This window comes from Streptomyces sp. NPDC053048, from assembly GCF_044547045.1.
In the GTDB taxonomy this organism is placed as follows: Bacteria; Actinomycetota; Actinomycetes; order Streptomycetales; family Streptomycetaceae; genus Streptomyces.
On record NZ_JBITZS010000006.1, the window covers coordinates 458,720 to 483,156 of the forward strand.

Below are 24,437 nucleotides of genomic sequence, written 5' to 3' on the forward strand. Positions count from 1 at the left end.
GCGCCTCGGAGGCCGGGGCCTCCGGCTCAGCGGGCACCTCGGCCTTGCCGGCCCGGCCGGGGGCGTCCGGCACCGCCGGGCCGCCCGCGGTGGGCTGGTCGCCGTCGCGGCGGGAGGAAGCCGGCTTGCCCGGCGCCTCGGAGGCCGGGGCCTGCGGCTCGGCGGGTGCCTCGGCCCTGCCTTCGGTGGACGGCTTCGTCGGGGCCTCGTCGAAGGCCGGGCGGGCGTGGTGCCAGGGGGCGTCGGACGAGCGCGGGGACGGCCGGGACGTCGTGGGCCCGGTCTCGGCGCCTTCCGCCTGCGCCTGCCGGCTCGCGGAGCCGTCGGCAGCGCTGCGCGTACGGCGCGGCGCAGGGGCTGCCCCTTCCGCCTGCTGGCTCGCCGAACCGTCCGCCGCACTGCGCGTACGACGCGGCACAGGCGCAGCACCCTCCGCGGCGGCCTGGCTCGCCGAACCCTCCGCCGCGCTGCGCGTACGACGCGGCACAGGCGCAGCGCCCTCCGCCGCGGCCTGGCTCGCCGAACCCTCCGCTGTGGTGCGGGCGCGGCGGGGTGTGGGCTCCGCGCCCTCGCCTGTCGGCCTGGCGCGGCGGACCGGGCGCTCCGCGCCAGCGGTAGCGGCACCGGCCGCGCGGGGGGTGCGGGCCGGGCGGGCGGGGGCCGGGGGGAGTTGGCCCTTGAGGGGGCCCCATTCGTTGGGGTCGGGGACGCCCGGTGGGAGCATCTGGCGGCGCTTGGGGCCGCCCTCGGCGGACTCGCCGGGCTCCTTCGCGCCCGGCCAGGCCTTGACCACGCGCGCCGCGAGGACGAAGTCCTTGCGCAGCGGGTGGCCCTCGAAGTTCTCGGGCAGCAGCAGCGGCACCAGGTGGGGGTGGCCCGTGAAGCCGATGCCGAACATCTCGTGCGTCTCGCGCTCGTGCCACGCCGCGCCCGCGAACACGCCGACAGCCGTCGGCAGCGCCGGCGCCTCGTGCGGCACCGTCGTCCGCAGCAGCAGGCGGCGCGTGTCCTTTCCCCCGCCCGGCAGGGCGGCGACGTGCGCGCACACGCGGAAGCCCGTACCCGGCTCGTCGACGGCGCTCAGCCAGTCGAAGAACGTGCAGCCCAGCCGGTCACGCGCGGTCTCCAGCGCCGCGATCCACGCCTCGGCCGGGACGTCCACCGTGAGCAGGCCGTAGGCCTCCTCGGCCGTCGCGCCCTCGCCGAAGAGGTCGGTCGCCTCGCCGGGCAGCCACGTCATCGGTCCGTCTCCTTGGCGTCCGAAGCCGATGCCGAAGGCGTCGGCGGCGGCGTCACCAGCCCGCTGCGCAGCTGACCCGCCGAGGCCGTCGCGCCGGCGGCGCCATAGCGCTCGCCCAGCGACTCCCGCGCGATCTTCTCCTGCAGCTTGATGATGCCCTGCAGCAGCGCCTCGGGACGCGGCGGGCAGCCGGGGACGTACACGTCCACGGGGATGATCTGGTCGACGCCCTTGGTCACGGAGTACGAGTCCCAGTAGGGCCCGCCGCAGTTCGAGCAGGCGCCGAAGGAGATGACGTACTTCGGCTCGGGCATCTGCTCGTACAGACGCTTGACCGCGGGCGCCATCTTGTCCGTCACCGTGCCGGAGACGATCATGAGGTCGGCCTGGCGCGGGCCCGGCGCGAAGGGGATGACGCCGAGGCGGATGAAGTCGTGCCGCGCCATCGACGCCGCGATGAACTCGATCGCGCAGCAGGCCAGGCCGAAGTTGAAGACCCACAGGCTGTAGCGGCGGCCCCAGTTCAGGACGACCTTCATGGGTTCCGGCGCGAGGCGGGCCAGCGGCCCGAGGCGGCGCGGCTCGGGCAGGTCCACCGGGGGTGTCACGTCCATTCGAGGACGCCCTTCTTCCATGCGTACAACAGGCCCACGGCGAGGAAGCCGAGGAAGATGAACATCTCCACGAGCGTCGCCCCGCCGTAACCGGGTGCGGCGAACACCGTCGCCCAGGGGAACAGGAAGATCGAGTCCACCGCGAAGATCACATACAGGAAGGCGTAGACGTAGTAGCGCACCTGGGTGTGCGCCCAGCCCTCACCGACCGGATCCACTCCGCACTCGTAGGCGAGCAGCTTCTCGGGCGTCGGCGCCACCGGCCGCAGGAGCCGTGCGGCCCCGAAGGCCACGGCGACGAAGAGTACTCCGACCACCGCGATGAGACCGACCACGGAATAGCTGTGGAAGTAGTCCGCCGCGAGCTGGACATCGGCGCTACTGGTGCGCACGGTCGCCTCCGGCACGTCCGCCCCTCGTTCCCTGTCCTGTTTGTTCGACGATCTGTACGCACGCGAGTCTAGGCCCTGCCACGGCCGAGGTGAGCCGCGCTGTCCGGCCGGAGGTGGGGTTATCCCCACCCGTCCCCACCCATGGCCCCCATGGCGACGGCCCGTCCGGGCGGGGCAGGCTTGCCGTATGAACGCCAGCAGTCCCACCAGCGAAACCCATGATTCCGCTGATTCCGCCGAGTCCGCCGGCTCCGCCGGCGACCGGCTGCCCCCCGCCCGCTTCGCCTTCGGGGCGCAGACCTGGAAGGAGGTCGCCCACCTCCTGATCAATCTGCCCGAGGGCATCATCGGCTTCCTCTACGTCTCCCTCTGGCTCTACGCGGGCGTGGCGCTGTCGGTGACCGTCGTGGGCCTGCCGCTGCTCGCGCTCGGGCTGATGGGGTCGCGGCTGCTGGGGCGGCTGGAGCGCGGGCGGGCGCGCGGCCTGCTGGGCGTGCGGATCGACGAGCCCAGCCCGCTGGCGCGGGCGCGGGACACCGGCGGGTTCTTCGGCTGGCTGTGGGCGACGCTGAAGGACCCGGTGGCCTGGCGCAGCACGCTGTACGCGTTCATACGATTGCCATGGGGCGTTCTCACTTTCTCGGTCGTCCTGGTGTCCCTGTTCGTCGCGTGGCCGGTTCTGGGCCATCTGGCGCGCGGTCTGACGCACGTGGACCGGGCGATGGTGCGCGGGCTGCTGTGCCCCTCCAGCGAGCTGGAGCGCCGGGTCGCCGAGCTGGAGGAGGACCGCGGGGTGGTGGTGGACACCGCGGCCGCCGACCTGCGCCGCATCGAGCGCGACCTGCACGACGGCGCCCAGGCCCGCCTCGTCGCCCTCGCCATGGGCCTGGGTCTGGCCAAGGAGAAGCTGGAACAGGACCCGGAAGCCGCCGCCCGGATGGTGGACGAGGCCCACGGCGAGGTGAAACTCGCCCTGCAGGAGCTGCGTGACCTGGCCCGCGGCATCCACCCGGCCGTGCTGACGGACCGGGGCCTGGACGCGGCGCTGTCGTCGGTGGCGGCACGCTGCACGGTCCCGGTGAAGGTATCGGTGGACCTGCCGGCCCGTCCCGCGCCCGCGATCGAGGGCATCGCCTACTTCACCGTCTCCGAACTCCTCCAGAACATCAGCAAACACAGCCACGCCCACACCGCACGCGTCGACGTCTGGCGCTCCGCGAACCGCCTCATGCTCCAGGTGAGAGACGACGGCCGGGGCGGCGCCTCGACGGCGAAGGGCACCGGCCTGGCGGGCCTGGCCGAACGCCTCGGCTCGGTCGACGGGGTCTTCGTCGTCGACTCCCCGGCGGGCGGCCCGACCACCGTCACGGCGGAGCTGCCCTGGCGGGACCGCACCGGCGCCTGAGATCCCCACCGCGGGGGTGGGGACACCCCCACCCCCAGGACACCTACCCGCCGCATGGCCCCGGCCCCTGCCCGGCGGGAGCCTTGGGGCGGAAGATTCGGCGGACGACGAGGACGAGGTCATGGCCATCGACTACGGATCCCCCCGGCGGGAGGCGGCCGGGCCCCACCGCGTGCCCGCGGTGCTGCGCGCGCCGCTGGAGGGCCGCACCTGGCGCGAGTTCCTGTACCTGCTGACCGGGCTGCCCATCGCGACGGCCGCGTTCTGCTACGCCGTGACGATGACCGCGCTGGGCGTCGGCCTGCTGGTCACCTTCCTCGGCGTGCCGGTGCTGGCCGCCACGCTCGCCGGGGCGCGTGGACTGGGCGTGCTGGAGCGGGTACGGGCCCGGTCGCTGCTGCGGCTGGAGGTCGCCGAGCCCGAGCCCGTACGACCGCGCGGCGGGAAGAGCGGCCCGATGGCCTGGGTGGGGGCGCTGCTCAAGAGCGGGACGTCCTGGCGGCACCTGCTGTACGCGGTGCTGCACTTCCCGTGGGCGATCGTCACGTTCGTGGTGTCGCTGGTACTGATGACGGTCAGCTGGTCGCTGCTGCTGTACCCGCTGTGGCAGTGGACCCTCCCCACATACGGCGATCAGCCGGGCATGCAGCTCTACGGCGACTCCGACGGGTACGCCTTCTACGTGGACAGCCCCTTCGAGATCGGTGTGGCCAGCGGCTTCGGCCTGGTGCTGGTACTGATCACCCCGTGGATCGTCCGGGGACTGGCACAGATGGACCGGCTGCTGGTGTCGGGGCTGCTGGGGCCGTCGCGGCTGGCGGCGCGGATGTGGGAGCTGGAGGCGGACCGGGGGGTGGTGGTGGACACCGCGGCCGCCGACCTGCGCCGCATCGAGCGCGACCTGCACGACGGCGCCCAGGCCCGCCTCGTCGCCCTCGCGATGGATCTGGGTCTGGCCAAGGAGAAGCTGGAACGGGACCCGGAGGCCGCGGCCCGGATGGTCGACGAGGCCCACGGCGAGGTGAAACTCGCCCTGCAGGAGCTGCGCGACCTGGCCCGCGGCATCCACCCCGCGATCCTCACCGACCGCGGCCTGGGCCCGGCCCTGTCGGCACTGGCGGCACGCTGCACGGTCCCGGTGAAGGTGTCGGTGGACCTCCCGGCCCGCCCGGCGCCCGCCATCGAGGGCATCGCCTACTTCACCGTCTCCGAACTCCTGCAGAACATCAGCAAGCACAGCCGCGCCCACACCGCACGCGTCGACGTCTGGCGCTCGGCAAACCGCCTGATGCTGCAGGTCTCGGACGACGGACACGGCGGCGCCTCCACCGCGAACGGCACCGGCCTGGCGGGCCTGGCCGAACGCCTCGGCTCGGTCGACGGCCTCCTCCTGGTCGACTCCCCGGCGGGCGGCCCGACCACGGTGACAGCGGAACTCCCCTGGCGCGCGACGAAGGCGTAGGAACGCGCCGAGGCTCGCACCGGCACCCGCCCCAAAGGACACCGCCGCAAAGGACACCGCCCCCGCCCCACCGACCTGCGATGCTGTTCGCGTTCATCAGTTCAGCGTCGTAGTCGCCTGGGGGCCGGAAGATCGTGATCGTTGAGGACAGGGTGCGGGTGGTCATCGCCGAGGACTCGGTACTGCTCCGGGAGGGCCTGACCCGGCTGCTGACCGACCTGGGCCACGAGGTCGTGGCGGGCGTCGGCGACGCCGAGGCGCTGATCGCCTCGATCACGGAGCTCGCCTCCGCGGGCGCCCTGCCGGACGTCGTGGTCGCGGACGTGCGGATGCCCCCGACCCACACCGACGAGGGAGTCCGGGCGGCGGTGCGGCTCCGGCGCGAGCACCCCCGTCTGGGGGTGCTCGTCCTGTCGCAGTACGTGGAGGAGCAGTACGCCACGGAACTGCTCGCCGGCAGCAGCCGGGGCGTGGGCTACCTGCTCAAGGACCGGGTCGCCGAGGTGCGCGAGTTCGTGGACGCGGTGGTCCGGGTGGCCCGGGGCGGCACCGCGCTGGACCCCGAGGTCGTCGCCCAGCTCCTCGGCCGCAGCCGCAAGCAGGACGTGCTCGCCGGGCTCACCCCGCGCGAACGGGAGGTCCTCGGTCTCATGGCCGAGGGACGGACGAATTCCGCCATCGCCAAGCAGCTGGTGGTCAGCGACGGGGCGGTGGAGAAGCACATCAGCAACATCTTCCTGAAGCTGGGGCTGTCACCGAGTGACGGGGATCACCGGCGGGTTCTGGCCGTGCTGACCTATCTGCGGTCCTGACGGCCCGCCGTGGCCGGACCATGACGCTCCGGATCGGCCGACGTGGGTATGACGCCACGTCAGCGGTCCAGGTCGGAGGGCCGCGGCGGCTCACGCCACCGGCAGGCCCTACGTCCAAGGAACGAACGGGAGCCCGACCCGAGGCCCCTTCGAAGCAGGGATCATGGGCCCGCAGAACCCTGACAAACAGGGGCGAATCGCTGCCTCCTCCTGCGGTTTATCCAGTGATCCATCCCGGGAACGCCGACCCCGCCCACGTACGATGGCCGTGGGAACGCCGGTCGGCGCCACCGAGTGCGCGGCGCCGCCATGAGGGAGGTCCGAAGCAGTGACCAGCCAGGTCAGCAGCCCGGCCGAACAGGCCGATTCAGCCGATCAGAACGGCGAGAGCACGGCCGGGGAGCGGCCCGCCGCGGAACAAGGCCCCGGCGCGGAACACGGTGCGGAACACCGCGCCGCCGCGGGAGACGGCCCCGGCGAGAACACCCCGGGCGGCGGCAAGGAGGTGCGCCGACTGGACCGCGTCATCATCCGTTTCGCGGGTGACTCCGGTGACGGCATGCAGCTCACGGGAGACCGCTTTACATCCGAGACCGCGTCGTTCGGCAACGACCTCTCCACTCTCCCGAACTTCCCGGCCGAGATCCGCGCCCCCGCCGGCACGCTCCCAGGAGTGTCGTCCTTCCAGCTGCACTTCGCCGACCACGACATCCTCACCCCCGGCGACGCGCCGAACGTGCTGGTGGCGATGAACCCGGCCGCGCTCAAGGCCAACATCGCGGATGTGCCCCACGGCGCGGAGATCATCGTCAACACGGACGAGTTCACCAAGCGCCCGATGGCGAAGGTGGGTTACGAGAGCAACCCGCTGGAGGACGGCTCCCTGGCGGCGTACCACGTCCACCCGGTGCCGCTGACGACGCTGACGATCGAGGCGCTCAAGGAGTTCGGCCTCTCCCGCAAGGAGGCGGAGCGCAGCAAGAACATGTTCGCGCTCGGCCTGCTGTCGTGGATGTACCACCGGCCGACCGAGAGCACCGAGGCCTTCCTGCGGAAGAAGTTCGCGAAGAAGCCGCAGATCGCGGAGGCCAACGTCACCGCCTTCCGGGCCGGCTGGAACTTCGGCGAGACGACGGAGGACTTCGCGGTCTCCTACGAGGTCGCCCCGGCCACCGCCGCCTTCCCGCCGGGCACCTACCGCAACATCTCCGGCAACCTCGCCCTGTCGTACGGGCTGATCGCCGCCGCCCGCCAGGCGGACCTGCCGCTCTACCTCGGCTCGTACCCGATCACCCCGGCCTCCGACATCCTCCACGAGCTGTCGAAGCACAAGAACTTCGGCGTGCGCACCTTCCAGGCGGAGGACGAGATCGCCGGCATCGGCGCGGCGCTGGGCGCGGCCTTCGGCGGGGCGCTCGCGGTGACGACCACGTCGGGGCCGGGTGTGGCGCTGAAGTCGGAGACGATCGGGCTCGCGGTCTCGCTCGAACTGCCGCTGCTGATCGTCGACATCCAGCGCGGCGGCCCCTCGACGGGCCTGCCCACCAAGACCGAGCAGGCCGACCTGCTGCAGGCGATGTACGGGCGCAACGGCGAGGCGCCGGTGCCGATCGTGGCCCCGCGGACGCCCGCCGACTGCTTCGACGCGACGCTGGACGCGGCCCGCATCGCGCTGACCTACCGCACGCCGGTGTTCCTGCTGAGCGACGGCTACCTCGCCAACGGCTCCGAGCCCTGGCGGGTGCCGGAGACCGAGGAACTGCCCGACCTGCGCGTGCAGTTCGCCTCCGGCCCCAACCACACCCTGGCCGACGGCACCGAGGTGTTCTGGCCGTACAAGCGGGATCCGCACACCCTGGCCCGCCCCTGGGCCGTGCCCGGCACGCCCGGCCTCGAGCACCGCATCGGCGGCATCGAGAAGCAGGACGGCACGGGCAACATCTCCTACGACCCGGCCAACCACGACTTCATGGTCCGCACCCGCCAGGCCAAGGTCGACGGCATCGCCGTCCCCGGCCTCGAGGTCGACGACCCCTCGGGCGGGGCCCGCACGCTCGTCCTCGGCTGGGGGTCGACCTACGGGCCCATCACCGCGGCCGTGCGGCGCGTGCGCGCCGGGGGCGGCCGGGTCGCCCAGGCCCACCTGCGTCACCTCAACCCCTTCCCCGGCAACCTCGGGGACGTCCTCGCCCGGTACGACCACGTGGTCGTGCCCGAGATGAACCTCGGCCAGCTCGCCACCCTGCTGCGAGCGAAGTACCTGGTCGACGTCCGCTCCCACACCCAGGTGAGCGGAATGCCGTTCAAGGCCGAGCAGCTCGCCGATGTGCTCAAGGAGGCCATCCATGACTGAGGCACTGTCCCTGGTGCCCAAGGCCGAGGCCCAGCAGTCCATGAAGGACTTCAAGTCCGACCAGGAAGTGCGCTGGTGCCCCGGCTGCGGCGACTACGCCATCCTCGCCGCCGTCCAGGGCTTCATGCCCGAACTCGGCCTGGCGAAGGAGAACATCGTCTTCGTCTCCGGCATCGGCTGCTCCTCCCGCTTCCCGTACTACATGAACACCTACGGGATGCACTCCATCCACGGCCGCGCCCCCGCCATCGCCACCGGCCTCGCCTCCTCGCGCCGCGACCTGAGCGTGTGGGTGGTCACCGGTGACGGCGACGCGCTGTCCATCGGCGGCAACCATCTCATCCACGCGCTGCGCCGCAACGTCAACCTGAAGATCCTGCTGTTCAACAACCGGATCTACGGGCTGACCAAGGGCCAGTACAGCCCCACCTCCGAGGTCGGCAAGATCACCAAGTCGACTCCGATGGGCTCCCTGGACGCGCCCTTCAACCCCGTCTCCCTGGCGATCGGCGCCGAGGCCTCGTTCGTCGCGCGCACCGTGGACTCCGACCGCAAGCACCTGACCGAGGTGCTGCGCCAGGCCGCCGCCCACCCGGGCACGGCGCTGGTAGAGATCTACCAGAACTGCAACATCTTCAACGACGGCGCCTTCGACGTCCTGAAGGACAAGCAGCAGGCGCAGGAGGCGGTCATCCGCCTGGAGCACGGGCAGCCCATCCGCTTCGGCGCGGAGCTGGAGAAGGGCGTCGTGCGTGACCACGCCACCGGCGACCTGAAGGTCGTGCCCGTCACGGCGGAGAACGAGGCCGACGTGCTGGTCCACGACGCGCACGCGGCGTCGCCCACCACGGCGTTCGCGCTGTCGCGCCTGGCGGACCCCGACACGCTGCACCGCACGCCCATCGGCGTCTTCCGCAGCGTCGACCGCCCGGTGTACGACACGCTCATGTCCGACCAGCTCGAGGCGGCGACCGAGCAGCAGGGCAAGGGCGACCTGGCCGCACTGCTGGCCGGCAACGACACCTGGACGGTCGTCGGCTAGGGCGTGTCCGATGGGTCGGTGCGGGTCCTGCGGCGTCTGGTGCGGTGCATCGCAAGGCGGAGCATGACCCGCGTACTGGGCGTACTCGGGTGATGCGACAACGCGGCGAGGTGCCGTGCCAGGCGTCGCAGGGCCCGTGCCGACCCATCGGACACGCCCTAGCCCCTCGGCAGGCAGGTACGCCCACCCGTCCGCGGCCGGACACCCGATCGGGGTGTCCGGCCGGGGCGTCTGACGGGCCGTCGCCGGGGCACCCGCTCTGATATGGGTATGGCCGACCCCGATGCCGTCGATCCCCGCGCCGCCGAGACGCCCCCGGCCCCGGTCGTCCGCGACCGGCTCGCCTACCGCGTCAAGCGCCTGGTCCTGGGGCCGCCGCTGGTGACCGAGCAGCTGCGCACCGAGAAGCTCTCCAACCCGATGGCGCTGGGCGTCCTCGCCTCGGACTGCATGTCCTCCACCGCGTACGGCTCGGAGGAGATACTGCGCATCCTGGTGCCCGTCGCCGGGCTGGCCGCGTTCACGCTGCTGATGCCGGTGACGGGGGCGATCCTGTTCGTCCTCCTCCTGCTGACGCTCTCCTACCGGGACGTGGTCTCGGTCTACACCCGGGCCGGGGGCTCCTACGTCGTCGCCCGCGAGAACTTCGGACCGCGCGTCGCCCAGATCGCGGCGGTGGCGCTCCTCGTCGACTACATCGTCACCGTCGCCGTGCAGACCGCCGCCGGCACCGACGCCCTGATCTCCCTCGCCCACCTCACCGGCGAGGGCTACACCGGCATCGACCACCTCAAGCTCCCCATCACGGCGGGAGTGGTGGTGATCCTGATGTACGGGAATCTGCGCGGGGTGCGCGAGGCGGGACGGGCCTTCGCGGCGCCCGCGTACCTGTTCATGCTGGCGGTGGCGCTGATGCTCGTCGTCGGACTGGTGCGGGCGCTGGACGGCGGGCTGCCGCACGCGGACGTCCACGCGGCGGGCGCGGTCCCGCTGGGCACGTCCGGGCACGGCTGGCTGTACGGGGCGTCGCTGTTCATGGTGCTGCGCGCCTTCGCCAACGGGGGCTCCTCGCTGACGGGCCTGGAGGCGATCTCCAACAGCGTCTCCGCGTTCCGCCGGCCCGAGGGCGTCAACGCCCGCCGGACGCTGACCGTCATGAGCTGCGCCCTGGGCACGATGGTGCTGGGCGTCTCCACCCTCGCCCACTTCACGCACGCGATCCCCTACGAGGACGGCAACCCGACCGTCATCGCCCAGGAGGCCCACCTGGTCTTCGGCGACGGCTGGGCCGGCACGGCCGGGCTGGTGTACGTACAGCTCGCCACGGCCCTCATCCTCTACACGGGCGCCAACACGCCCTTCACCGGCTTCCCCTTCCTCGCCAGCTTCGTCGCCGAGGACCGCTTCCTGCCCCGCCAGCTGATGCGGCGCGGCCACCGGCTGGCGTTCTCCAGCGGGATCATCAGCCTGACCGTCGTCTCGCTGGCACTGCTGCTGGTGACGCGCGCCAACGTCGACAAGCTCGTCGCGCTGTACGCCATCGGCGTCTTCACCGGCTTCACGATGGCCGCGGCCGGGATGGCGGCCCACTACTGGCGGCGCCGGGAGAGCCACTGGAAGACCGCGGTCAACGTGGCCGCGGCCGTCGTCTCGGCGCTGGTGGTCGTGATCTTCGCGATCACCAAGTTCACCGAGGGCGCCTGGCTGGTCGTGGTGGTCTTCCCGCTCGGGGTGTGGGCGCTGATCCGCATCAACCGGCAGTACCGGGAGGAGGCCGCGGCCCTGGAGAACGTGCCGCTGCGGACCACGGACCGGCCGCACTGGCGGCGGCACGTGGTGTACGTCCTGGTGGACAACCTCGACCTGGCCGCCGTGAAGGCGCTGCGCTACGCGCACGAGCTGCGGCCCGACGAGGTGCGGGCGCTGCACTTCGTGATGGACGAGTCCCGGGGCCGCCGCCTGGCCGCGCGCTGGGAGCGGTCGCTCGGCACGAGCGTGCCGCTGGAGCTCGTGGACTGCCCCGACCGGCGGCTGCGGCACGCGGTGGCCGCGCTGGCCGCCCGGACCACGGCGGACGGCTCCACCGCCCTGACCCTCCTCATCCCGCGCCGCACCTACTCCACCCCGCTGGGCCGGCTGCTGCACCGGGGGACGGCGGAGGAGATGGCGAGGGTCCTGGAGCAGCTGCCGAACGTGGCCGTGACGATCCTGCCGTTCGACGTGACCCGGGCGATCGAGCGGTTGCACAGGGCGCGCGCCTGACCGCCAGGACAGCGCGCGCCCGACCGCCAGGACCGTCATGCGATACGGGCATGACAGCCCGGCCGCGTGGCCGTTACCTTCGCAGGGTCGCCGTCGCACCGTCCGGGAGGGAACCCATGCCACCGAAGCCGTCAGCCAGCGAGACCCGAGCGGGGCTGCTGTACGGGGTCGCCGCCTATGGCATCTGGGGGCTGTTCCCCCTGTACTGGCCGCTGCTGGAGCCGACGGGGGCGGTGGAGATCCTCGCGCACCGGATGGTGTGGTCGCTGGTCACGATCGTGGCGGTGCTGGCGATAACCCGGCGCTGGCAGTGGATACGCCCGCTGCTGCGGCAGCCGAAGCGGCTGGCCATGGCGGCGCTGGGCGCGGCCATCATCTCGGCGAACTGGTGGGTCTACATCTGGGCCGTGAATTCCGGGCATGTTGTCGAGACGTCGCTGGGGTACTTCATCAACCCCCTCGCCACCATCGCCCTCGGCGTGCTCGCGCTGCGCGAACGGCTGCGCGCCGCGCAGTGGGCGGCCGTCGGGGTGGGCGTCGCCGCCGTCGTGGTGCTGGCCGTCGGCTACGGCAAGCCGCCGTGGATCGCACTCGCGATCGCGGCGACGTTCAGCACCTACAGCCTGGTGAAGAAGAAGGTGGGACTGGGCGGCCTGGAGTCGATGGCCGTCGAGACGGCCGTGCAGTTCCTTCCGGCGCTCGCCGTGCTGCTCTTCCTCGGCGCGCGCGGCGAGTCCACCTTCGCCTCCGAGGGCACCGGGCACACCCTGCTCCTGCTGGGCACCGGCGTGATCACCGCGGTGCCGCTGGTCTCCTTCGGCGCGGCGGCCGTGCGGCTGCCGCTGTCGGTGCTCGGCATGCTGCAGTACCTCGCCCCGGTCTTCCAGTTCGCCCTCGGTCTGCTGGTCTTCCACGAGGCGATGCCGGCCGAGCGGTGGGCGGGCTTCGCGCTCGTGTGGCTGGCGCTGGCGATGCTCACCTGGGACGCGCTGCGCACGGCCCGTCACGCACGGGTGGAGCTGGACGCCGCCCGGGAGCGTGCGGCAACTGGTAACCCAGAAATAACAATTGCCCCTGAGGTCACAGAAACCACAGCTCAGCGCGGGTGAACAACTGCCCGATATCCGGAAACCGGTGATCGGTGTCCGAAATCCGCCCTTGACGCAATATCAGGGGGCCCTCAACATCATGGCCACGTCAAATGGAGTTGGGAGCCCCCCCATGCTTGAACTCAACGGACCCACCCTGCCCCGAAGATCACGCCGCGCCGCCGCCGCGCTCACCGCCGGCGCGGCCGTGACCGCCGCCCTGCTCGGCCTCTCCTCGGCACCGGCGACCGCGGCCCCCACCGCCGCGAACGCCACCGCCGGGAAGAGCGCCGCCGCTGCCGCGCCCGACATCTCCGTCGCCAACGTCAAGGCGCACCTGAACCAGTTGCAGTCCATAGCCGCCGCCAACGGCGGCAACCGCGCCCACGGCCGCAGTGGCTACAAGGCGTCCCTGGACTATGTGAAGGGCAAGCTGGACGCCGCCGGATTCACCACCACCGTCCAGCAGTTCACCTCGAACGGCGCGACCGGCTACAACCTCATCGCCGACTGGCCCGGCGGCGACGCCGACCACGTCCTGTTCGCCGGATCCCACCTCGACTCCGTCAGCCGGGGCGCCGGCATCAACGACAACGGCTCGGGCTCGGCTGCCGTTCTCGAGGTCGCCCTCACCGTGGCCAAGGAGGGCTACAAGCCCACCAAGCACCTGCGCTTCGCCTGGTGGGGAGCCGAGGAGCTGGGCCTGGTCGGGTCGAAGAACTACGTCGGCAAGCTGCCCGCCGCCGAGCGCGCCAAGATCGACGGCTACCTCAACTTCGACATGATCGGGTCGCCCAACCCCGGTTACTTCGTCTATGACGACGACCCCACCATCGAGGGCGTCTTCAAGAACTACTACGCCTCGAAGAACATCTCCACCGAGATCGAGACCGAGGGCGACGGCCGCTCCGACCACGCGCCCTTCAAGAACGCGGGCGTCCCCGTGGGCGGCCTGTTCAGCGGCGCCGACTACACCAAGACCGCCGCCCAGGCGGCCAAGTGGGGCGGCACGGCGGGCCAGCCCTTCGACCGCTGCTACCACTCGTCCTGCGACACCACCGCGAACATCAACGACACGGCGCTGGACATCAACAGCGACGCCGTCGCCCACGCGGTCTGGACGCTGAGCGGCGGCTCCACCACCCCGCCCACCGGCAAGGTCTTCGAGAGCAAGGCCCAGGTCACCATCCCCGACGCGGGCGCGGCCGTCGAGTCCCCGCTCACCGTCTCCGGGGTGACGGGCAACGCCCCGGCCGGCCTCAAGGCCGCCGTGGACATCCGGCACAGCTACCGCGGCGACCTGGTCGTCGACCTCGTCGGCCCCAGCGGCAAGGCGTACCGGCTGAAGAACTCCAGCAGCGACTCGGCCGCGAACGTCACCGAGACCTTCACCGTCAACGCCTCGGCGGAGACGGCGAACGGGACCTGGAAGCTGCGCGTCCAGGATGTGGCGGCTCAGGACACGGGCCACATCAGCAGCTGGAAGCTCACGTTCTAGAACGTGTCCCAACCCCCCATGGAGCGGGTGCCGGGCCGGCCCACCACGGTTCCGGTGCCCGCTCACACCGTGATGTCCTTCGCCGTGAAGCGCGCCCAGGCCGCCGAGCCGAACACGGCCGCGTACAGGGCCTGCAGCCCCAGATTGCGCAGCAACTGGTCCCAGTAGACGGGGTCACGCAGCAGGTCCGCGAAGCTCATCCAGTAGTGCGAGAACAGATAGGGCCGCACGGCGCTCAGCTGCGGGAACTGGTCCAGTATCTGCACCGTGATCAGCAGCCCCACGGTGGTGGCCATCGCCGCGATGCCGCTGTTGGTGAGCGTGGAGACGAACAGGCCCAGCGCCGCGACGCCCACCAGGGACAGCGCCACCACCCCCGCGATCGCCAGCGCGCGCAGCAGCCCCTCGCCGAACGACACGGTCGTCCCGCTGATCAGCGTGACCTCGCCGAGCGGGAAGAGCAGCGCCCCCACCGCCAGCGCCGACACGGCGACGACGAGCGTGGCGGCGCAGCAGAAGGCCACCGCCGTCGCGTACTTGACCAACAGCAGCCTGGTCCGTCCGGCGGGCGCGACCAGCAGATAGCGCAGCGTGCCGGAGCCCGCCTCGCCGGCTATGGAGTCGCCCGCGACCACGCCGATCGCCATCGGCAGGAAGAACGGCAGGGTCGCGGCGAGCGAGGTGAAGACCAGGAAGAGACCGTTGTTGGTGATCTGGCTGATGAAGGCCGGTCCCCCGCCGCCGTGACCCGCCCCGTCGTCGCCCCCGGTCTCGATCTTCACGGCGATCCCGACCAGGACGGGAACGGCCGCGAGCACGCCCAGCAGCGCGAGGGTGCGCCACCGCCGGAAGGTGACGGCCACCTCGCTGCGCAGCAGCGAGAGCCCCCACAGCGGACCCGGGGCCCGCATCACGCCCGCGCCCGCGCCCGCCGTCTCAGCCCGCGACATCGAATCCCTCTCCGGTGAGCGCCACGAACGCGTCCTCCAGCGAGGCGCGTTCGGTGCCGAAGGCCCGTACGCGCACGTCCGCCCGGACGAGCGCGGCGTTGAGGTCGGCGAGCTCGAGCGGCGGGCCGGCCGGCAGTTCGCCGGTGACCCGGTCGTCCAGCACCGCGAGGTCGTTCACTCCGTGCTCCTTGAGGACCCGTACGGCCTCCGCCGTGTCGGGGGTGGTGACGGCCAGCCTGCCGCGGGCGGAGGAGGCCAGTTCGCCGACGGTGCCCTGGGTCAGCAGGCGGCCGCGGGCCATGACGGCGGCGTGCGTACAGACCTGCTCGATCTCGTCGAGGAGGTGGGAGGAGAGGAAGACCGTGGTGCCCTCCGCCGCCAGCGAGCGCACCAGTGCCCGGATCTCGCGCATGCCCTGCGGGTCGAGGCCGTTGGTCGGCTCGTCCAGCACGAGCAGCTCGCGCGGCTGGAGCAGGGCCGCGGCCAGGCCCAGGCGCTGCTTCATGCCCAGGGAGTACGCGCGGGCCTTCTTGCCCGCGGCGCCCGTGAGCCCCACCCGCTCCAGGGCGTGGCCGACCCGGGCCCGCCGGGTGCGGGGGTCGGCGGTGGGGTCGGCGGCGTCGTAGCGCAGGAGGTTGTCGCGGCCGGAGAGGAAGCCGTAGAGGGCGGGCCCTTCGATCAGGGCACCCACCCTGGGCAGCACCCGCCGCCCGGCGCGCGGCATCGGCTCGCCGAGCACGCGGGCGGAGCCGGACGTCGGCTCGATCAGGCCCATGAGCATCCGGATGGTGGTGGTCTTGCCGGACCCGTTGGGGCCCAGGAAGCCGAAGACGCTGCCGCGCGGCACGACGAGGTCGAGCCCGTCGACCGCGGGCCGGCCGCCGCCGTACCGCTTGGTGAGCGCGTGCGTCTCGATCACGGGAGCCCCGTCGGTGGCGCCGGGCCACGGCTCCGGCCTGGACCGGCCCTCCACGCTCTCTCCTCTCGCGATACGGCCGCGGGCCGTGCCGGGGCCCGGGGCCCCGGCGATCACCGGGGCCCGCGGGGCCGCGCACGGGCAGCGGCCTGCTTACTTGGCGTTCGCGGCCTTGACCAGCGCGTCCTTGGAGACCGCGCCGACGTAGACGGTGCCGTCGTCCGTCACCAGAGCGTTGACGATCTTGGTGCTGAAGACCCGGCCGGAACCGAAGTCGCCCGAGACCTTGGAGGCGAAGCCGTCCAGCAGCGCCTCCGCACCGGCCGCGCCCTTGCCGCTCTCGCCCTTCTTGCCGGCGCTCTTGTCCCCGCCGGTGACGGCGGCGCCCGCCTCCTTGCCGGCGGAGAACCGGGCGATCGACGCCCAGCCCTCGCCGGTGACCTTCGCGTCGGAGGAGTCGGCGCCGTTCAGGCCGGGCAGGCCCAGGGCCTCGGGCAGCTTGCCCTTGTGCTCGCGCTCGGCTGCGGCCTTGTCGCCGGCCTCGGTGACCTTGGTGCCCTTGGGCGGGGTGAAGGCGAACGTGCCGGCGTCGGGCTTGCCGAAGTCGACCTTGGTGAAGCCCGCGTCGACGACCGCCTTGCCGCCGCTCTTCGCGGCGAGGGTGAACTTCAGCGGCACGCCGGTCTTCGCGTCGACCGCGATACGGACCGAACCCACCGTCGACTCGGCCTGCTTGGGCTTGATCACCAGCTGGTAGGCGTCCCGGCCGGCCACCTTCGCGGTGCCGTCGATCGTCAGGGACGTCGTCCCGTCGGCGGCCTCGACGGCCTTCTTGGCCAGCTCCTGGGGCGAGGCCGCGCCGACGCCCCCGGGCGCCTTGCCGTCCTTGCCGGACTTGCCGGCCTTGCCCTCGGCGCCCTTGGGGGCCTTGGAGTGGTAGGCGGTGTTGCTCGCGCTGTCGTACGCCCAGACCTCGTCGCCGTTGCGGATCACGCTGTACTCGGCGGCGCGCTCGACGACCGACAGGCGCTGCTTGTCGGGCCCGTCGGCGGCGACGCGCAGCGTGTGCGAGCCGGAGAGCAGCTCGGTGAGCTTGGCGTCCGGGGAGGGGGCGGAGCCGCCCTTCTTCCCTTCGGCCGGACCGCCGAAGGAGGCGCCGGAGGGCAGCGACGGCAGCCCGAGATCCGTGCTGATCTTGACCGTGCCCGATATTCGCTGGTTGTCGGACGCGGCCATCTTGGCTATGAGGTCCTGCGCACTGATCTTCGGCAGGTCCGGGTCACCGGTGCTCGCGAGGGCCGAGGTGATGCCGATCGTCGCGGCCGCGATGCCCGCCACCGCGACCGGTACCGCGTAGCGGACGGTCTTCCGGCGGCGGCTCGTGCCTCCGCCGGGCCCGTCGGCGCCGTCGGTGCCCGGTGTCGGTTGGATGCGTGCCATGTGCTCTACCTCCGTCGTCGGCGGCGGTCTCTCGCGTCCTGCACTCGCCCACACCTGGGCCAAGGGTGGCCCGACCGCCCGGTGGAGGCGCTGGAGTCCGGGGACTTCCCCCGGTGAAGACGCCTTCAATTCCACCAAACCGGCCCCGGGAAGTCGTCAGCCGACGGGATCAAGTCACCGTACGTCTCCGGTATGACTCCCCCTAGGGGCCACACCTCCGCACGGCGGATCGGACCGGTCCCGAGCGCGGCCGGCCGAGCCTCGGCCGGGCCTCAGCCGGCCCGGTGGACCACCAGGTCGCACAGCTCCTCGAGCGCCGCCTTCGCGGAGCAGTCCGGCAGCGGCGCCAGCGTCGCCCGCGCCTCCTGCGCGTAGCGGACGGTGTCGCGCCGCGCCTGCTCCAGCGCCGGGTGGGCCCGCAGCCGGCGCAGCACCTCGGCGTGCCGGGCGTCGTCGGTGAGGTCGCCCTCCAGCAGCTCGCACAGCTCGAGGTCGGCCGCGTCACCGGTGGCCGCGGCGGCGGCCCGCAGGTGCAGCACCGGCAGCGTGGGGATGCCCTCGCGCAGGTCGGTGCCGGGGGTCTTGCCCGACTCGTGGGAGTCGCTGGCGATGTCGAGGACGTCGTCGGCGAGCTGGAAGGCGACGCCGAGCCGCTCGCCGTAGTGGGTGAGGATCTCCACGATCCGCTCGTCCGCGCCGGACATCATCGCGCCGAAGCGCCCCGCGACCGCGATCAGCGAGCCGGTCTTGCCGGCGATGACGTCCAGGTAGTGCTCGATGGGGTCGCGCCCGTCGCGCGGGCCGGCGGTCTCCAGGATCTGGCCGGTGACCAGCCGCTCGAACGCCTCGGCCTGGATGCGGACGGCCTCCGGACCGAGGTCGGCCAGTATGTGGGAGGCGCGGGCGAAGAGGAAGTCACCCGTCAGTACGGCCAGGGAGTTGCCCCAGCGGGCGTTGGCGCTGGGCACGCCGCGGCGCACCTCGGCCTCGTCCATGACGTCGTCGTGGTAGAGCGTCGCCAGGTGGGTGAGCTCGACGACCACCGCGGAGGGCACCACCCCCGGGGCGTACGGGTCGCCGAACTGCGCGGCGAGCGCGACCAGCAGCGGACGGAACCGCTTGCCTCCGGCCTGTACCAGGTGCTGTGCGGCCTCGGTGATGAAGGGCACGCCGCTCTTGGTGGCCTCGAGGAGGCCCTCCTCGACGGCGGCCAACCCGGCCTGGACATCGGCTTCAAGAGCCTGGTCCCGCACGCTCAGCCCAAAAGGCCCGACGACGGTCACGAGGGGTACTCCTGTCTGCCTGCGAACACGGGGATTGTCGATGTGTCGCTGTCTTCACCAAAAGTCAGCGTATCCGGTCGGCTCTCGATCACCGTGGGCGCCGTCCCCTTCGGGCGCCCACCGCCGGCCTCCCCGTGCCGTTCCCAGGCCGATCCCAGGCCGATCCGGGCATGTTCCCGGGTCGTACCCCGGACCGCCGGACGCCGGGCGGCCGATGGACCGGCCGCCCGGCGTCTGCGCATTTGTCGGACTCTGCGCGTGGCTGATTCGGATCTATGCCTGTCCCACCGCCCTGGCCAGCCGCGGCGAGGCGTACTCCGTGCCGCACACGAACCGCATGACCGGCCCGTAGCTCGCCGCCGCCGGCAGTCCCGTGAAGAACAACCCCGGCACCGACGACCGGTACCCGGCGCCCAGCCGGGGCCCGCCCGCGGCCACCGCGAGACGGGTGCGCAGCCCTGGACCGAGGAAGTCCAGCGCCGCCACGTCCACCCGGTAGCCGGTGGCCGCGATGACGTGGTCGGCGCGCAGCTCGCTCTCGGGGGCGCCCTCGCCCTCACCGGCCAGCGTCAGCACCGGGCGTCCCGACTCCACCCGGGTGCGCAGGATGCGCTTGCCCTCGGTGACCCGTACCCGCCCCACGAACCTCTCGCGCAGCCACCACGCGCCCAGCGGCCCCAGCACCCGGCGCACCAGGTACTGCCGGGTGGGCGCGGGCAGGCGCCGGAAGCCGTCCGCGTGGTACGAGAACGCGTACAGCGACCAGGCCCGTCCGAAGGGGGTGTCGGGCTTGAGCGGCGACTGCCCGTCCGGCGCCGCCCCGAAGCGGACCGCGCCGCGCCGCCGGGCGACCACCCGCACGGCCGCGCCCGCCTCGGCCAGCAGCACCGCGCTCTCCAGCGCCGACTGCCCGGCGCCGACGACCACGACCTCGCGTCCGGCGAACACCGACAGGTCGCGGTGCTGTGAGCTGTGCGAGACGGGCCCGGTCGTCGAGGGCCCGGCCGGCACGGCGGAGGCCAGCTCGGGCGGCAGCTGTGCCAGCCCGCTCAGCCCCGTGGCGACGACGACGGCGCGCGCGGCGAACTGCTCGCCGGAGTCCAGCTTCAGCTCGAAGCCGCCGCCGGCGTCGCGCCGCTCGACCGAGACGACACGCTCGCGCTCCAGCTGCGGCACCAGCCGCTGCTGGAACCACAGCCCGTAGCGGGCGAAGGTCTCGACGGGGATGGTGTCCCAGTCCGACTCGAAGCGGCGCTCGCCCACGTCCTGGCAGAAGTCGAAGAGGGTGTGGCCCGGCTGCGGCGCGTCGATGCTGGAGGCGGCGGGGGTCGATTTCAGCAGCATCCCGGCGGGCATGTGCTCGCGCCAGCTCACCATCGGCGAGCCGAAGACGCGCGTCGGCACCGCGCGCGCTTTCAGGTGGGCTGCGGTCGACAGGCCGTACGGACCGGCGCCGATCACGGCTACGGGAAGTGTCACGAGTCCCCTCCCAGGGCGTTGCTGCTGGGCACGTTGTCGCTCGGATACTCGGTGTTCGAACTACTCGGAACTGCTCGGACTGCTCGGGACCAAGGGCTACGGACTACGGGCTACGGACTACGGGCTACTCGGAGACGGCAGCGGAACGGCGCCGGGAACGCCACAGCTGCCACAAATGGCGCAGGCCCGGTCGTACGAACCGGGCCAGCATGGTGAAGAACGGCTTCATGTCGTCGCGCGCGGCCCAGGCCAGCTCCGTGCCGCTGGCGCGGGCGGGCGCGTGCGGGGTGGTGTAGCCGCTGCGACGGTAGGCCGCGAAGGCGGGCAGGTCGATGTTCTCCACGACGAAGCGGCGCCCGGTGAGCTGCTCCCCCTCGGGCACCGGCCGGCCGGTGAGGTCCAGGTGCTGGGCCCGCACGACGTCGATGCCCGCCTCGTTCTCGAACATCCGGAACTGGGCGCCCATCCTGGGGTTGAAGTCCAGCAGCTTGTAGCGCCCGTCCCGGCGGTCGAAGCGCCAGTCCAGGTCGACGATCCCGCAGAAGCCGATCTGCTTGATGAACTGCGCCGCCATGGCGGCCAGTTCCGGATTGTCGACGATGTAGGCGTTCGCGGTCATGCCCGCGTGCGGCGGCCAGGAGCGCACCTTGACGCCCGTGAACATCGCCAGCGGGGTGCTCTCGGCGTCGAAGTAGGCGTGGACGATCCAGTCCTCGGCGTCCTCGCGCGGCAGGTACTCCTGGAGGATCACTCCCGGCGAGGGCCCCCAGCCGCGGGCCAGCTCCAGCAGCTCGCGGGGGCCGCCGATGCGCGTGGTGCCGTGCACGGCGGGGTGCCGGCGCCGCTCGAAGGCCTCCCGGTTCTTGGCGACCAGCGGAAAGGAGGCCACCGACGCGTACTTCTCGATCTCCTCGTACGAGGCCGGGAAGAGGGCCGAGGGCGACGGCACGCCGTGCTCCACGCACAGCTCGTGCAGTCCCTGCTTGCTCGCGAGCCTGCGCGGCAGCTCCCGTTCCACGGGCGGGAAGAGGAACGACTCCGCCAGCGCCGGCGCGTGCTCGGCGATCAGGACGGCGGCCTCCTCGTCGGTGGGGATCAGCACCGCCGGCCGGCCGATCCGCCGGCCGATCCGCAGCAGGCCGGCCACCAGCTCCTCGGACCGTTCCGTTCCGGTGGTCGGCCAGACGAAGCAGGAACGCAGGTAGCGGGAGACGGCCGCGGGGGTCCATCTGTCCTCGGTGACGGCGTACATCGGGACGCCCAGCCGGCCGAGGCTGCGGATCGCGCCGACCCCGCCGTGATGCAGGGGATAGTCGCCGATCTTGACAATCAGACCGGGTACGGACCGGTCCGCCGCTACGGGCGCGCTCCTGCTCGCCACCAGCACCCCCCTCGGCCACTCAGCCTCAGCGGCCCCCCACTGTGTGTGACCCGACTTAGGACGCTACTTCGGAATCGAGGCCTCCAGCAAGGAGTTACCGGACATTGCCCTCCCATTGGCCAGCGGTCGGACACCTGTCCCGCACCCCTTGCCCGACGGGCCCCAGCACGTAATGTGAGCACCGGCCCACCGGGCCCCGGCTGACGAACCGTCCAGGACGAAGGCGAGGCAGCGTCCCCATGCCCCAGCACCACCCCCGCGACCTGGCCGAAGGCGACCCCTTCGGCGCGGACACCCTCCCGTACGGCGTCTTCACCACCCCCGACGCCCCCGACCGCCCCCGGGTCGGCGTCCGCTACGGCGCGTACGTCCTCGACGCCGCGGCCGCCGCTGCCGCCCACGGTTCGACTCACACGCACCTGCTCGAGGCCCCCACGCTCAACCCGCTGCTGGCCGCCGGCCGCCCGGTGTGGCAGGCCGTACGGGCGGAGGTGCGCGGCTGGCTGGACGGGCCGCACTTCCACCCGCTGGACGAGGTGACCCTGCGCCTGCCCTTCGAGGTCGCCGACTACGTCGACTTCTACGCCAGCGAGCACCACGCCACCAACGTCGGCCGCATCTTCCGCCCGGACGGCGAGGCCCTGACGCCCAACTGGAAGCACCTGCCCATCGGTTACCACGGCCGCGCCGGGACGGTCGTGGTCTCCGGGACGGACGTGGTGCGCCCGCAGGGCCAGCGCAAGGCCCCCGCCGACTCCGCGCCTTCCTTCGGCCCCTCGCTGCGCCTCGACATCGAGGCCGAGGTCGGCTTCGTCGTCGGCACCCCGGCGCCCGCGAGCACGCCGGTGCCGCAGTCCGCCTTCCGCGAGCACGTGTTCGGCGTCTGCCTGGTCAACGACTGGTCGGCGCGCGACCTCCAGGCCTGGGAGTACGTGCCGCTGGGCCCCTTCCTCGGCAAGTCCTTCGCGACCTCCGTCTCGGCCTGGATCACCCCGCTGGACGCCTTCGACGAGGCCCGCACGGCGCCGCCGGAGCGCACCCACCCGCTGCTTCCCTACCTGGACGACTCCGACGCCGAGCCCGGCGGCATCGACCTGCGCATCGAGGTGCGGATCAACGGAGAGACGGTCTCCCGGCCGCCCTTCTCCGCCATGTACTGGACCGCCGCCCAGCAGCTGGCCCACATGACCGTCAACGGCGCCTCGTTGCGCACCGGCGACCTCTACGCCTCCGGCACGGTCAGCGGCCCCGAGCCCGACCAGCTGGGCTGCCTGCTCGAGCTCACCCAGGGCAAGGGCCCCTGGCTGGCCGACGGGGACGAGGTCACCCTCACCGCCTGGGCACCGGGCCCCGACGGCGCCCGGATCGGGCTCGGCGAGGTCACCGGCCGCGTCGTCCCGGCCCGCACGGAGCCGCACACGGCATGAGCACCACGCCCGACCCCGCCTCCTCCATACCCGGCCCCGCGGCCGGGCTCACGCTGCCGGAGGAGCTGCTGCTGCTCGCGCACCACCCGGTCGAGGGCACACCGCTGTGTGCCCGGAGCGTCCTGCCGTACGGCATGGCCGGAGCCGTGCTGGCCGAGCTGGAGCTGGGCGGGCACGTCACGCAGGAGCGCGGGCGGCCCGTCGCGGCCGCCGGCGCGCCCCCGGCGGACCAGCGGCTGGCCGGGCCGCTGAAGAGCCTGCCCGCGCCCGGCGGAAGCGGCCCGAAGACACAACGGTGGATCCGCGTCGCGGCCCCGTACGCGCTGGGTCCCTGGACCACCGGGCTGCTGGAGCGCGGGGCGCTCGGCGCGAAGGTCCCCGGCCGGTTCGACGTCGTCCGTGCCATGCGCTACCCGGTGGGCACGGTGGACCTGACCGCCCCGACGCGCGGGCGCTTCGAGGCGGCGCGGCAGGCGGGCTTTCCCGACCCGCGCAGCCGGGCGCTGGCCGGTCTGGTGGCCGCGACGGGCCTGGCGATCGCCCTGTACCCGGGGCTGTCCGGCTGGGGCGAGCGCAGGCAGCTGCGCCGCCACATGCGCGACGGGTGGATCTCCTGGGCCGTGTACCGCAACCGCCTGCGGGAGACGCAGGCGAGTGGCGGCAGCAGCGGCGGTGGCCACGGCTGCGGCGGCGGCTCCTGCGGGAGCTGCGGCGGCGGAGGCGACTGAAGCCGTTATCAGCCCGTCACCGACACCCTCAGTGATCGTTTATTCGTGCTGCTAGCTTGTCGTGCCCGGCCCGCGCGAGGGCCGGACATGACAAAGGAGAGCGCACGTGCGCAAGGCAGTACAGACCACGGGGGCGGCGCTCATCGCCGCTGTGCTGATGACGGGCTGCGGCAGCAGCGGCGACGACAAGAAGGCGGACACCAAGCCCAGCGCGGACGCCCAGCAGTCGAAGCCCGCGGACGCCGCCAAGGACAAGCCCGCCGAGGCCCCGGCCAAGCCGGTCACGGCCAAGGACCTCGAGGGCGGCTGGGCGAACGACGGCAAGGCCGCCGACAAGAGCCTCATGGTCCTCACCTTCGCGGAGAAGATCGTGGCCCTCAAGGGCAAGAGCACGTGCACCGGCGAGGTCGTCGACAACGCCCAGCCGGTCACCATCAACATCAAGAACTGCCTGGACGGCAGCAAGGACTGGACCACCGGCACCGTCAAGGGCTTCGACGGCAAGACCCTGACCGTGGCCTGGGCCTCCGGCAAGGAGATCAAGTACACCAAGGCCGTGGGCGCGGACGGCAAGCCCGCCGCCGGCTTCCCGGCGGACCTGCCCAAGCCGGGCAACTGACGCCCGCACACCGCACGCCGCTGCCCGGCACCCCTTCCGCAGGGGG

20 protein-coding genes are annotated in these 24,437 nt (G+C 72.5%); 11 read left to right on the forward strand and 9 right to left on the reverse strand.

The window, feature by feature from the left end:
• From ACIG36_RS18805 to ACIG36_RS18815, 3 genes are all read right to left on the reverse strand, one after another.
• On the reverse strand, positions 1 to 1,240 hold a 1,240-nt coding region (locus tag ACIG36_RS18805; protein ID WP_399928645.1), incomplete at its 3' end, for an NADH-quinone oxidoreductase subunit C.
• Entirely contained in the window at positions 1,237 to 1,854 is a 618-nt protein-coding gene (locus ACIG36_RS18810) for an NADH-quinone oxidoreductase subunit B (RefSeq protein ID WP_399928648.1), read from the reverse strand. The genes ACIG36_RS18810 and ACIG36_RS18805, both read right to left, overlap by 4 nt.
• The gene (locus ACIG36_RS18815; RefSeq protein ID WP_399928651.1) at positions 1,845 to 2,261 is read right to left on the reverse strand and encodes an NADH-quinone oxidoreductase subunit A; all 417 of its coding nucleotides are present in this window, start codon (positions 2,259 to 2,261) and stop codon (positions 1,845 to 1,847) included. Before ACIG36_RS18815 ends, ACIG36_RS18810 begins: the two co-directional genes overlap by 10 nt.
• Positions 2,262 to 2,433: 172 nt before the next feature.
• Here ACIG36_RS18815 and ACIG36_RS18820 point away from each other — a divergent pair, with 172 nt between their 5' ends.
• The 8 genes from ACIG36_RS18820 to ACIG36_RS18855 all read left to right on the forward strand — a co-directional run bounded on the left by ACIG36_RS18820 (position 2,434) and on the right by ACIG36_RS18855 (position 14,168).
• The gene (locus ACIG36_RS18820) at positions 2,434 to 3,651 is read left to right on the forward strand and encodes a sensor histidine kinase (RefSeq protein ID WP_399928654.1); all 1,218 of its coding nucleotides are present in this window, start codon (positions 2,434 to 2,436) and stop codon (positions 3,649 to 3,651) included.
• A gap of 121 nt (positions 3,652 to 3,772) precedes the next feature.
• Positions 3,773 to 5,113, forward strand: coding sequence for a sensor histidine kinase (locus tag ACIG36_RS18825; protein ID WP_399928657.1), 1,341 nt, complete (start codon positions 3,773 to 3,775; stop codon positions 5,111 to 5,113).
• A gap of 152 nt (positions 5,114 to 5,265) precedes the next feature.
• Positions 5,266 to 5,925 (forward strand): LuxR C-terminal-related transcriptional regulator, encoded by a 660-nt coding sequence (locus tag ACIG36_RS18830; protein WP_399928958.1) that lies wholly within the window; start codon positions 5,266 to 5,268, stop codon positions 5,923 to 5,925.
• 328 nt (positions 5,926 to 6,253) lie between these two features.
• Entirely contained in the window at positions 6,254 to 8,278 is a 2,025-nt protein-coding gene (locus ACIG36_RS18835) for a 2-oxoacid:acceptor oxidoreductase subunit alpha (RefSeq protein WP_399928660.1), read from the forward strand.
• Positions 8,271 to 9,320, forward strand: coding sequence for a 2-oxoacid:ferredoxin oxidoreductase subunit beta (locus tag ACIG36_RS18840; protein ID WP_399928663.1), 1,050 nt, complete (start codon positions 8,271 to 8,273; stop codon positions 9,318 to 9,320). Before ACIG36_RS18835 ends, ACIG36_RS18840 begins: the two co-directional genes overlap by 8 nt.
• Before the next feature lie 270 nt (positions 9,321 to 9,590).
• The gene (locus tag ACIG36_RS18845; protein WP_399928666.1) at positions 9,591 to 11,582 is read left to right on the forward strand and encodes an APC family permease; all 1,992 of its coding nucleotides are present in this window, start codon (positions 9,591 to 9,593) and stop codon (positions 11,580 to 11,582) included.
• A gap of 116 nt (positions 11,583 to 11,698) precedes the next feature.
• A complete protein-coding gene (gene rarD / locus ACIG36_RS18850) occupies positions 11,699 to 12,691 on the forward strand; it encodes an EamA family transporter RarD (RefSeq protein ID WP_399928668.1) in 993 nt (330 codons plus the stop codon).
• A gap of 112 nt (positions 12,692 to 12,803) precedes the next feature.
• Positions 12,804 to 14,168 carry a M28 family metallopeptidase gene (locus tag ACIG36_RS18855; RefSeq protein WP_399928671.1) on the forward strand — a complete coding sequence of 455 codons (1,365 nt, stop codon included), beginning with the start codon at positions 12,804 to 12,806 and terminating at the stop codon, positions 14,166 to 14,168.
• Between the two features lie 62 nt (positions 14,169 to 14,230).
• Here the strand turns inward: ACIG36_RS18855 and ACIG36_RS18860 are convergent, their stop codons facing one another.
• From ACIG36_RS18860 to ACIG36_RS18885, 6 genes are all read right to left on the reverse strand, one after another.
• Positions 14,231 to 15,118 (reverse strand): ABC transporter permease, encoded by an 888-nt coding sequence (locus ACIG36_RS18860; protein WP_399928674.1) that lies wholly within the window; start codon positions 15,116 to 15,118, stop codon positions 14,231 to 14,233.
• Positions 15,105 to 16,091 carry an ABC transporter ATP-binding protein gene (locus tag ACIG36_RS18865; RefSeq protein ID WP_399928676.1) on the reverse strand — a complete coding sequence of 329 codons (987 nt, stop codon included), beginning with the start codon at positions 16,089 to 16,091 and terminating at the stop codon, positions 15,105 to 15,107. Before ACIG36_RS18865 ends, ACIG36_RS18860 begins: the two co-directional genes overlap by 14 nt.
• Before the next feature lie 96 nt (positions 16,092 to 16,187).
• On the reverse strand, positions 16,188 to 17,474 hold the full coding sequence (locus ACIG36_RS18870; RefSeq protein ID WP_399928677.1) for an outer membrane lipoprotein carrier protein LolA: 1,287 nt from the start codon (positions 17,472 to 17,474) through the stop codon (positions 16,188 to 16,190).
• Between the two features lie 272 nt (positions 17,475 to 17,746).
• Entirely contained in the window at positions 17,747 to 18,757 is a 1,011-nt protein-coding gene (locus ACIG36_RS18875) for a polyprenyl synthetase family protein (protein WP_399928680.1), read from the reverse strand.
• Between the two features lie 273 nt (positions 18,758 to 19,030).
• Positions 19,031 to 20,236, reverse strand: a complete 1,206-nt coding sequence (locus ACIG36_RS18880) for an NAD(P)-binding domain-containing protein (protein ID WP_399928683.1) — start codon at positions 20,234 to 20,236, stop codon at positions 19,031 to 19,033.
• A 124-nt stretch (positions 20,237 to 20,360) separates the two neighbouring features.
• A complete protein-coding gene (locus ACIG36_RS18885) occupies positions 20,361 to 21,617 on the reverse strand; it encodes an ATP-grasp domain-containing protein (RefSeq protein WP_399928686.1) in 1,257 nt (418 codons plus the stop codon).
• 239 nt (positions 21,618 to 21,856) lie between these two features.
• On the opposite strand from ACIG36_RS18885, the gene fahA reads away from it, so the two are divergent.
• The 3 genes from fahA to ACIG36_RS18900 all read left to right on the forward strand — a co-directional run bounded on the left by fahA (position 21,857) and on the right by ACIG36_RS18900 (position 24,391).
• A complete protein-coding gene (gene fahA / locus ACIG36_RS18890) occupies positions 21,857 to 23,044 on the forward strand; it encodes a fumarylacetoacetase (protein WP_399928690.1) in 1,188 nt (395 codons plus the stop codon).
• Entirely contained in the window at positions 23,041 to 23,772 is a 732-nt protein-coding gene (locus tag ACIG36_RS18895) for a GPP34 family phosphoprotein (protein ID WP_399928693.1), read from the forward strand. Before fahA ends, ACIG36_RS18895 begins: the two co-directional genes overlap by 4 nt.
• Positions 23,773 to 23,878: 106 nt before the next feature.
• A complete protein-coding gene (locus tag ACIG36_RS18900; protein ID WP_399928696.1) occupies positions 23,879 to 24,391 on the forward strand; it encodes a hypothetical protein in 513 nt (170 codons plus the stop codon).
• Positions 24,392 to 24,437: the final 46 nt, after the last annotated feature.

Excerpts from the sequence above, each read along its gene's own strand:
- ACIG36_RS18810 (WP_399928648.1), bottom strand. The coding sequence starts at position 1,854 with ATGGACGTGACACCCCCGGTGGACCTGCCCGAGCCGCGCCGCCTCGGG.
- ACIG36_RS18820 (WP_399928654.1), top strand. The coding sequence starts at position 2,434 with ATGAACGCCAGCAGTCCCACCAGCGAAACCCATGATTCCGCTGATTCC.
- ACIG36_RS18825 (WP_399928657.1), top strand. The coding sequence starts at position 3,773 with ATGGCCATCGACTACGGATCCCCCCGGCGGGAGGCGGCCGGGCCCCAC.
- ACIG36_RS18840 (WP_399928663.1), top strand. The coding sequence starts at position 8,271 with ATGACTGAGGCACTGTCCCTGGTGCCCAAGGCCGAGGCCCAGCAGTCC.
- ACIG36_RS18845 (WP_399928666.1), top strand. The coding sequence starts at position 9,591 with ATGGCCGACCCCGATGCCGTCGATCCCCGCGCCGCCGAGACGCCCCCG.
- rarD (WP_399928668.1), top strand. The coding sequence starts at position 11,699 with ATGCCACCGAAGCCGTCAGCCAGCGAGACCCGAGCGGGGCTGCTGTAC.
- ACIG36_RS18855 (WP_399928671.1), top strand. The coding sequence starts at position 12,804 with ATGCTTGAACTCAACGGACCCACCCTGCCCCGAAGATCACGCCGCGCC.
- ACIG36_RS18860 (WP_399928674.1), bottom strand. The coding sequence starts at position 15,118 with ATGTCGCGGGCTGAGACGGCGGGCGCGGGCGCGGGCGTGATGCGGGCC.
- ACIG36_RS18870 (WP_399928677.1), bottom strand. The coding sequence starts at position 17,474 with ATGGCACGCATCCAACCGACACCGGGCACCGACGGCGCCGACGGGCCC.
- fahA (WP_399928690.1), top strand. The coding sequence starts at position 21,857 with ATGCCCCAGCACCACCCCCGCGACCTGGCCGAAGGCGACCCCTTCGGC.
- ACIG36_RS18895 (WP_399928693.1), top strand. The coding sequence starts at position 23,041 with ATGAGCACCACGCCCGACCCCGCCTCCTCCATACCCGGCCCCGCGGCC.